General features: G+C 46.6%; 12 protein-coding genes. 2 read left to right on the top strand and 10 right to left on the bottom strand.

Going from position 1 to position 8,271, the window contains the following annotated elements; genetic code table 11:
- Positions 1-64: 64 nt before the first annotated feature.
- The 10 genes from HRH59_RS08495 to HRH59_RS08450 all read right to left on the bottom strand — a co-directional run bounded on the left by HRH59_RS08495 (position 65) and on the right by HRH59_RS08450 (position 7,338).
- Positions 65-349 (bottom strand): hypothetical protein, encoded by a 285-nt coding sequence (locus HRH59_RS08495; protein ID WP_173500849.1) that lies wholly within the window; start codon positions 347-349, stop codon positions 65-67.
- A gap of 19 nt (positions 350-368) precedes the next feature.
- Positions 369-872, bottom strand: coding sequence for a hypothetical protein (locus HRH59_RS08490; RefSeq protein ID WP_173500848.1), 504 nt, complete (start codon positions 870-872; stop codon positions 369-371).
- A gap of 597 nt (positions 873-1,469) precedes the next feature.
- Positions 1,470-2,579: a zonular occludens toxin family protein gene (locus HRH59_RS08485; protein WP_173500847.1), complete on the bottom strand. Its 1,110-nt coding sequence runs from the start codon at positions 2,577-2,579 to the stop codon at positions 1,470-1,472.
- A 9-nt stretch (positions 2,580-2,588) separates the two neighbouring features.
- Positions 2,589-2,912 carry a hypothetical protein gene (locus tag HRH59_RS08480; RefSeq protein WP_173500846.1) on the bottom strand — a complete coding sequence of 108 codons (324 nt, stop codon included), beginning with the start codon at positions 2,910-2,912 and terminating at the stop codon, positions 2,589-2,591.
- A complete protein-coding gene (locus HRH59_RS08475) occupies positions 2,909-4,690 on the bottom strand; it encodes a hypothetical protein (protein WP_173500845.1) in 1,782 nt (593 codons plus the stop codon). The genes HRH59_RS08480 and HRH59_RS08475 overlap by 4 nt, the downstream gene beginning before the upstream one ends.
- Positions 4,691-4,778: 88 nt before the next feature.
- A complete protein-coding gene (locus HRH59_RS08470; protein ID WP_173500844.1) occupies positions 4,779-4,916 on the bottom strand; it encodes a hypothetical protein in 138 nt (45 codons plus the stop codon).
- Positions 4,917-5,174, bottom strand: coding sequence for a hypothetical protein (locus HRH59_RS08465; RefSeq protein WP_173500843.1), 258 nt, complete (start codon positions 5,172-5,174; stop codon positions 4,917-4,919). It lies immediately after the preceding gene.
- A complete protein-coding gene (locus HRH59_RS08460; protein WP_173500842.1) occupies positions 5,174-5,533 on the bottom strand; it encodes a hypothetical protein in 360 nt (119 codons plus the stop codon). The genes HRH59_RS08465 and HRH59_RS08460 overlap by 1 nt, the downstream gene beginning before the upstream one ends.
- 10 nt (positions 5,534-5,543) lie before the next feature.
- Positions 5,544-6,731 carry a phage/plasmid replication domain-containing protein gene (locus HRH59_RS08455; RefSeq protein WP_173500841.1) on the bottom strand — a complete coding sequence of 396 codons (1,188 nt, stop codon included), beginning with the start codon at positions 6,729-6,731 and terminating at the stop codon, positions 5,544-5,546.
- 166 nt (positions 6,732-6,897) lie between these two features.
- A complete protein-coding gene (locus tag HRH59_RS08450; RefSeq protein ID WP_173500840.1) occupies positions 6,898-7,338 on the bottom strand; it encodes a hypothetical protein in 441 nt (146 codons plus the stop codon).
- A 134-nt stretch (positions 7,339-7,472) separates the two neighbouring features.
- On the opposite strand from HRH59_RS08450, the gene HRH59_RS08445 reads away from it, so the two are divergent.
- Entirely contained in the window at positions 7,473-7,823 is a 351-nt protein-coding gene (locus HRH59_RS08445) for a hypothetical protein (protein WP_173500839.1), read from the top strand.
- A 179-nt stretch (positions 7,824-8,002) separates the two neighbouring features.
- Positions 8,003-8,263 carry a hypothetical protein gene (locus tag HRH59_RS08440; protein ID WP_173500838.1) on the top strand — a complete coding sequence of 87 codons (261 nt, stop codon included), beginning with the start codon at positions 8,003-8,005 and terminating at the stop codon, positions 8,261-8,263.
- The last annotated feature ends 8 nt before the right edge of the window (positions 8,264-8,271 follow it).

The following is an 8,271-nucleotide window of genomic DNA, read 5'->3' as shown; positions in this document are numbered from 1 at the left end:
TCTACTTTTAGCGTCAATTAAAAATGGGTGTATTACCGAATGAGACAGAGGTTAAAAAGCACAGCTACTCGTGATCAGGTTCATAGTGGTAATGATCATCATCGCCAAACTCGCCGAGCAAAATGTAGACAGTACGATTAGAGTCTATACCTTCTATTTTTGATAAAATTTCCTCAGGACAAGATTCTGAAAAAGTTATGATAGTAGAATAATGATCTCCATTTTCACTTTCTTCAGTATCCTCAACCCAATCTAATTCATCCAGCTCAGAAACAGAAATACCTAATATACTTGCAAGATTTTTACGGGCGGCTTCTTCTTGCATATCCTCAAGTTGTCGTGAACTCATTTGTAACCCCTGTATTTGATTATGAATCGGCAAAATCCTTTACCAGCCTATTCAGATAATCTGCAGTATGCAACAGCATTTTGTATTTTGTGCCGTTGGTTATCTCTTTGAGCTTTTCCCTTGTGGCCTTGAGCTGAATTGCTGACTGTTCTGCTGTCCACTTATAGCGCCATATCATCGAGATGTCACCGGCCGTGCAGTTTCCGTGCGGTGTATGAAGAACGCCTTTTGAATCGATACTAAAGTGCGACCAACCGCCCATAAGCGGTAAATACCCCCTGTAGTGTACAGCAAGGTATCTGTGAGCCATCAAAGGGGGGGTATTTGTGTCACACCAGCGCTTGCAAGTTTGCTCTGAAACACCGAAGAATTCAGCTGCCAATTTGTGCCGTTTTTGCCAGTACCCAAAACATGAAATATACATGTCCAAAAAGCCCGGTAATTGTTCCTTTTTCGGTAACATTTTGATGTAAAAACTTCCTTTTTTACCTATAAAGAGTACAAAGGCCGTGATTTTTGCCACTTAGTCAAGTTATATCAGATAGTTAGGGCCGTTCCCAGCTCCGTTTTTAGTCGTGCAGGACTCCCGAACTCGGGACTCAGTTCGGATGTAATAGGACTCCGAACTTCGCGGCGACCTTTTTTCTCTCAAAACAGCTCGCCTTCGGCGAGGTGTTTTGAGAGAAAAAACCATGTGCAAATCGCCGTATTTTGAGCCGGAAAAATCGCAGGCGCGGAGACGCGCTAAGAAGGGGGAAAACGCAAAAAATTGCGGGGCCGGAGACGGCCGGAGAAAAACGCGCTGGGCGCGGAACGCTAAAGCGATCTAATGCCTGGCTGCGCCAGAGATTTTATGCAGCTGCGCTGCTGTGGTTCGGCAGGGCGCGAACCGGCCGCCGATTGAACGGCAGGGCAGGTTTTACGCGAAAAAGACTTCTGCAGCCAAGCGGTGGTTTGGTTCCCGCTGTGCGCGCTCCTCCGTCGCGTGCTCGCTGCATGGCTTCGCCATCAAAAGCAGTTCGATCGATGGCAGCGGTTGCAGATTTTTGCTATCAAAATGCTCGCTGCAGCGTTCTGCCGGCGCAGCATTTTGATAGCATTTATGAATAGATGCAAAGCATCACAAAGATGTGACTAACTGCTCTTGGGTTTGAACCGGAACGCGGCCATATGACTCATGCGGCGGCATAAAGCGAAACCACAATTTAACATTGCCCTTTGAGACTTCGACGCCACTGCCTTTTGCAGATGCAGTGTAACCAGCTTGCTTAAAGTCACCGTAATAAAGCTGATCCATTATGCGGCCAGAGCTATCCTCCCAAACGACCAAAAAATCCTGTATGTAATCGTGGTAACCGGCCATGTAAGTGAGCTTAGCAGAGTAACGCTCAGTGTTTGACTGAACAAAATCATACGAGCTGGGGCGCACAGGTTCAGACCTGACTTGCAACTTAGCTTCAGCGGTTTTTTGCTGAGGAACCGTGCTTAGCTGAGTTGCGGCAACAGGCTCTGCCTTTACGCTTGCCGGATTAAAAAAACCATACAAGTAATAAACGGCATAACCTGCGGCAACAATAGCCAGGGGAATACCATAACGTAACGCTTTGCTTGAAAATACATTTAGCCTGGCGTCGGCTAAATTACCTTTATTTTCGGTGTCATCCTCATGTGACGCGTAAGCACCAAAGTACTTTTGGTCATATGTTGCCGTTCCGGTGTTGGACTTAACAAACTTAATAGAACCGTTAGCCTGGTTAATGCCTTGGTAAGACGTCCATTGATAACGCTTTTCAAGGCCAAGCATGCTGAGTTTTAAAAACTGGATTTTACGCTCTGTTCGGTTGCGCCACGTACTATGGCAATCAGATAAAGATTGGCCCATTGTTACTATGTCTAAACCCTTGTGACCGTGTTCAGCGATAAATGCGGTCATTTCAGGGGTCAGCTTTTGCCTGCCGTTAGGACAAAAGTTTTGAAGTTCATCAATAATTACGAGCGCATCATTACTAATATGCTCGTAAATAGTCATTACCTGTTCTTTAGGTATGTGTATCAGCAGTTCTTGGCAGCGCTCAAGCGTTATATCGCACAGCTCTGCAATCTTTTCATAGTTAAGCCCGTTAATACGGGCATAAACTTTACGGCCTTTTTTTATGGCCGGTATTATCCATTTAACAAGCGCTTCATAGCTCTTGCCAGAGCGGGGCAATCCTTCGTGGAATATAATCATGGCTAAAACCTACCATTGGCCAATTGTGAAAAGTTTGCGTAGCAGCCGGAAAGTGACACCGGCACCATAAATGCTTAAGCCCTCAGCAAGACCTGACTGCATTAAAAAGTAGCTAAGGGAATCAGGCAGAGCGGAAAACAACGAACCAAGGCCGGTTGCCAAAAATTCAGGTGGCGATATCAGTTCAAACATATAGGCTACGCCATCAAGAAGCAGCTCAAACAGCGTGAGAACAATATCTTTTAAGAAGGTAAGTATCAGGATAACGACTTCTACCAGCCACTCTACGAAGCCGTTCCAAAGGTCTTTAAACCACTGTTTAATAGCTGTCATAAAATAGCCTCTCTAAAAGCGTAATAAGAAAAAACAAGTAACAACACTGCTCGGATTATCAGCCAAATATTGGTCATTTCGGGGGAGCAAAACTGGTCAATGTTAATGTCTAAACTAGCACCAAACAAAGAAACGTTTGTCTGCCACGTTGGACAGGTGCCGGTTATGCTGACATCAAAAAATGATTCAACAGCAGTGAAAACAGGCGCTTGCTGCATGCGTTCGACAGAAGCCTGTAAAACAGTGCCAAAGTTGCGCTGCTCCCAATCGTTAGGGTTAACGAACTCTTCAAGGGCATCTGTTGAATAGTCCGGCTGCGGGTTGCTATCGTCGCCACCATCCTCGCCACCTTCGCCCTGTGCAATAAGTTCGCTTAACTTACCGTCGATAGAGCCGAGCATTCTGTTAGTAGCATCAATTTTTGAACCATTAGCAGCGCCGCCAACTGTTGTTTGACCGGTCTGCCGTTCCATGAGTTGGGCCAGTAAATCTAAGCGGGTTTCAATTCCTTTGTTGACGTCTTTATAGTCCTGCTTGGTCATTTGCTCAGTTGTTTTGTCCGGGTCTTCGACTTCATCATCAGGCTCGACGTCAGGCTCGTCCGGGTCAGGTGCGCCGGGCTGGTCACTTTCAGCACACATAAACTCGCCGTTAATAGTGCCGCAACCTGCTTCACACTGTTGAACACCGTCAAGCGTGATGCATTTTTCAGCTTTTTTTGCGACGCATAATTTTTGGCCGTTTTTCATGGTGACGCAGTTTTCTTTTTCAGCCGGCGGGGTTGTAGACTCTTCCTCGCCACAGGCAGCGCCGGTAAATACACCACTTTCACCGCCATTTAAGCCCGGTAAAGGTTGCCAGCGAACCATTTCAACGCCGTTAACGTTGGCTATCTGAGAAAACCACCTTGTAGCCAATATCTGGCAATCACACGATGGTATAGACGGGTCGGCACTATCGCGGACGCTCAAACATTGAGGAGGGTTTTCCTGACTGTAAGCGTCAGGAGACGCTAAAAAACTTTGATATGTGTAGGAGCCTTCACCGTTTAATTCAGAGCAGTCACAAGGCTCTTGAGGCACGTAGTAACAATATGTGTTTGATCCGGCTTGACCTTCCAGCGGATAAGGGGCTTCACATTCAACGTCGTCCGATAAAATTACTGTAATGCGCGCAGTAATAGGAACAGAAAAAGCATTAGTGCTGGTAGAAGTAGTGGTCATTGGGTCGCACTGTTGAGCCCATTGTGGTAATTGTCTAACTTTAAGGGTGTTATGACGGGTTATTTCAAAAGGAACAACAAAAGAACCGGGGTCCGAACAAGTGAATTCCAAATCACTTGTGTAATTACCGAATTGGGCGGTGCCAGGACAAGTTGGTGTGACTGAAGGATCACCATAAGAAAATGATGAAATATAATTGTTGTACGATGAAACGGTTGGTCTATCAACTTGCGTGTATGGGCCGGAAGTAGTTGGGCCTCGAACGTTAGTAACTTTACAAGCCTGCTCGGGCTTTACGATACCGCAGCCCTGCAATTCAGGTATCCACTGGCCGCCCTCTGTACAAGCTGGTGGCGGTGCCTCTTGTGCAAATGACCCAAATGAAAATGCCAGAAAAAACGCGAACAGCATTAGCAGCAGGTAGGCTTTGATGATGAAAACGATGATTTTAACGGGGTGTTTTACCAGATATAACAGCCAGGCAATAAGCCGGCGATAGATAGCGGCTGAAAGCCGCTTAATTTCGTGTACTAAAACCTCTGACGATACATTCACCGGTTATTGCTCCCAATACGAAAACTGCCAATGCCCAAACCATATACACCTCAAAAGGAAAGGGCGGTTAAACCGCCCGTTTTTACGATTAACGGCCCAGCATGCTGATAACTTTGCCGTAACCCCATTTGGCGGCAACAGGCAGAATTTTAATTGCTGCAATTGCGCCTAAACCCGCTACTACTACGGCACCATCAACGGCGCCTGTGATTGCTGTAAAGTCCATTCATTTATCCTTTTCACTTAATGAGTTAATTACGACTTGGAACCCCCAAGCCACTAAATACGCCATTACTGGCATTGTCACCCCCAACTGAAACAGAACTGTATATTCCGCTTCAGTCAGGAAGTTCGGGTCGAAAAGCTGATTGATAAAATGCATCGAATCAGCGCTTTCCAATAAAATAAAACCGGTGCAGTTCTCAACCGTTGCTTGCGTAACGATTAACGCGCCGGTGGCGTCAGGAACTGCGCAAAGAGCCATTAGCTGGCGGCCTTAACAGGAACCGGCTTAGCGTCAAGCTCGGCATCCAGTACGGTGAATGTCATTTGCTCAACGCCTTTGACTTTGGCCAGCTCATAAACACCACTGAAATTTACCGGCTTGCCGTAGCAATCGGCTTTGGCCAGCGCCTTGGCCAACTGGATATTCGGCAGGCCGGTTTGCTCGTCAATGAGTTTGAGCTTTAACACCGGCGAGCCATACACCACACGGCCATCGCGGCTGCTGTCTTTTGCGCGGACGTTGGCGACTTCAATTGATGCATACGGCATCGGGTCGCGGCCTTTTTCTTCCATGATGCCGGCTGAAACCGACAGTAAAATAAACGTATCTGTAGCCATGTTATTGCTCCTAAGCGATTAACTGAAAACGGGGTTGGGTAGTGGGTGCCCTGTACCAGCTGGGCTGGTCGCGGTACTCAAAGCGCGTAATTTCGCGCTGGTTGCGTATCATTGGCAGGACATTACGGTCAGCGCGGAACGGGATGGATATATCCAAACCCAATGCCAATAAGCGCTTTTTGTGCACGTAATAGGTTGATGTTTTGGCCGTCTTATCGTTGAATCGCGGGTCATTGAGCCATGACATAGCCATGCTCTGAGTTGCGTTCGCCGCCTGACGACTGGTGACAATTTTTTTAGCCAGTAACTGGTCTGCGATGGTTACGTAATCCATAGTTGCTGCCTCCAGCGTTTTAGTCAGCTTCTCGAGTGTTGTCAGCGTCGGGTGATTTACGAGTTTTTCTACGGTAACGAAACCGTAGTAACAGAGGTCGTAACGCTGCAACTTCTTGCTTTTAAATGAGTGTTCTTCACGGATAACACCGTTTGCCTGACAGTGTTCAATTACCTTTTGGTAGTAGTCACAGTCTTCGTCGGTTGCGTCTTTAAGGTTGGATTTCTGCTTATCCAGCAGGTCGATATGCTTAATGTAAAACTTGGTGTAATCCCAGCTGCTGCCACGACCGCACTTAGACGTGCTGAAATCGACTGTGGCGCCGTTAGGGTACAAATACGGGTGTTTACCGTTTGGCAGTGACAGGGTGCTTATGGCGCGCAGGAAAGCGTATTCGTCGCCCTCGCCAACCATATGGTTTTTGGTAATGTCGATATGCGTGATAATTGCGCCGGTGTAGGTCTTGCGCTGTTTTTCGCCGTCCTTGCCCTGCAGGAACTCAAAGCGGCCAACTGTGAAGGGTGGCAAACCCAGTGAGCGTAAAACGTGGTTATAAACAGCTATGCAGTCGTCTATACACGTGAAGCCAAAGAGATTTTCACAGCGGCCAAAACGGGAAGGGTTGCCCTCTACGTAAACACGGTTGCCGTCACAGTGCACCCGTATAGAGGTGCTGTAACTGGCCATGATAGGCAACTTGCCTTTGATTTTTAATGCGTCGTCGGTTTCGCCGGTCAGCAGGTCGAAATCGATAGCGCCGTTTTTGCCGATGAATGGCAAATCAGCGTCATGCACCTGATAGACGTTTAGCTTGTCAATGAAAAAGCCCTCTGTGGGCATTACTGCATTGACAGGGAAAGTCATGCTGCAAACCTTAACGCTAAAACGAAAAAGCAGAGGGCCGATAAAAGTAGAGAAACGCAAAAAATCAGACAGGTAACACTGCGTGAATAAAGGTATTTTTCACCTAATTTAAAGCCGGATATGAGGAGTAAAAAGCCAAAAAGGCCGAAATATGCAGTTCCGTCGCTCATGCTGTATGGCCCTTGGCTTGTGAGCGTTTGAGGCGAAGCTCTGTACGGCGAATTGAGCGTAAAACCTCAGGCTTGGATAATGCAGCAGAAATGACAGAGAGAAATTTGTTATCCACAGATTCTGTGGATGGTTGCTGTATAACAGGGTGCTCAACAACAGGAGAGGCAGAGGCTGGAACCTGTATAGCCGAGTCCTGCTGCTGAGCGTGTAACTTAAGGGCCACAGTGGCCAGTGTGCTTGCCGGGTTAGAGTGTACGTTAACGTAGATGCGGTCACGGAATATCCAGAAATTCAATTCCGGCAGTTCGTACCAGCCGTCAGAAAAGTTGCTGCCTTTGAAAATCGGGGTAAAACCGTTAGCGGTTAACAGAGCTACGGCAGACTTGATGCCGTCAGCAGTAGCTAAGATGGTTAGAGCGGTTAGTGTCGGTTTCATGGTTCCAGCCTATACCGAATTTGGTATTGGCATATATACCAATATTGGTATGGCTGGTCAATACCATTTTTGGTATTGGGTGTTAATTCTATTCTTTTGAAGTAGAATTACGAAAAGTCAGAAGGGTATTGAGAATGAACTACAGCTTTGAGTTGATTGAAATTTACATGAGTAAAATGGGCATAGCCTCGTTTAGTGCTCTATCAAGGGAAATACCAAAGCTAAGCCAGCCTAATATCAGTGAAATTAAAAAAGCTGAAAGGCACTTAACGCCAGAGCAAGGTATGTTCATAGCGGAGAAATGCGGGCTAGACATAGGTGAAGTGCTTGTGAAGCTCGACATAGACAGGGCGTCAACGCCTAAACTGAAAGAAGAGTTTACCAAAGTACTAAAGAGATTGGCCGGAGCGGTGGCGTGCATCAGTCTGATAGTGGGACTAATGACGACTCCGGCAAGTGACGACAGCAGCCTTGCTGCGTCCTAATGCCTATTTAACATAATATACATTATAGGATATTATGTATTTGCGGTTAAACAGGCTATTGCCATCAGTTATGCATCGAAAAATCTATGTCTCTGCTGTTATGAATTCAATTCAGGCTTTTCATTTGGGTTTAACGCTGTAAAATGCAGTCATACTGTTTTTTACCTTACAGGCTGTATATGGCACTTACTATTCGCCCCAATGACGAACAACTGGCTATTTTAGCCAAAGCGCAGCGTATGACTGCTGAGCTTACTTACTCCAAAGCCATCTTTAAAGGCTTGTCGGAATATGTGCAGTTAAAGAAAGATTTTGATGAACTGGAAAAAAAGCATGCTGCGCTGCTAAGCGCCCATGCTGAGTTAAAAGAAACGGTAACCTTGTACGTGATGGCCAAAACCAAGCTGGAGCGTTTGTTGGAAACCAAAGCGCCTGACTAGGCGCCCGG

Origin of the sequence: Rheinheimera lutimaris (genome assembly GCF_013283795.1) — a bacterium.
In the GTDB taxonomy this organism is placed as follows: Bacteria; Pseudomonadota; Gammaproteobacteria; order Enterobacterales; family Alteromonadaceae; genus Alishewanella; species Alishewanella lutimaris.
Note: the sequence above shows the minus strand (reverse complement) of the source record. Positions and strands in the feature narration are given on the sequence as shown.

Coding starts and splice junctions, on each gene's coding strand:
- HRH59_RS08495 (WP_173500849.1), bottom strand. CDS start 349: ATGAGTTCACGACAACTTGAGGATATGCAAGAAGAAGCCGCCCGTAAA.
- HRH59_RS08485 (WP_173500847.1), bottom strand. CDS start 2,579: ATGATTATATTCCACGAAGGATTGCCCCGCTCTGGCAAGAGCTATGAA.
- HRH59_RS08480 (WP_173500846.1), bottom strand. CDS start 2,912: ATGACAGCTATTAAACAGTGGTTTAAAGACCTTTGGAACGGCTTCGTA.
- HRH59_RS08470 (WP_173500844.1), bottom strand. CDS start 4,916: ATGGACTTTACAGCAATCACAGGCGCCGTTGATGGTGCCGTAGTAGTA.
- HRH59_RS08465 (WP_173500843.1), bottom strand. CDS start 5,174: ATGGCTCTTTGCGCAGTTCCTGACGCCACCGGCGCGTTAATCGTTACG.
- HRH59_RS08460 (WP_173500842.1), bottom strand. CDS start 5,533: ATGGCTACAGATACGTTTATTTTACTGTCGGTTTCAGCCGGCATCATG.
- HRH59_RS08455 (WP_173500841.1), bottom strand. CDS start 6,731: ATGACTTTCCCTGTCAATGCAGTAATGCCCACAGAGGGCTTTTTCATT.
- HRH59_RS08450 (WP_173500840.1), bottom strand. CDS start 7,338: ATGAAACCGACACTAACCGCTCTAACCATCTTAGCTACTGCTGACGGC.
- HRH59_RS08445 (WP_173500839.1), top strand. CDS start 7,473: ATGAACTACAGCTTTGAGTTGATTGAAATTTACATGAGTAAAATGGGC.
- HRH59_RS08440 (WP_173500838.1), top strand. CDS start 8,003: ATGGCACTTACTATTCGCCCCAATGACGAACAACTGGCTATTTTAGCC.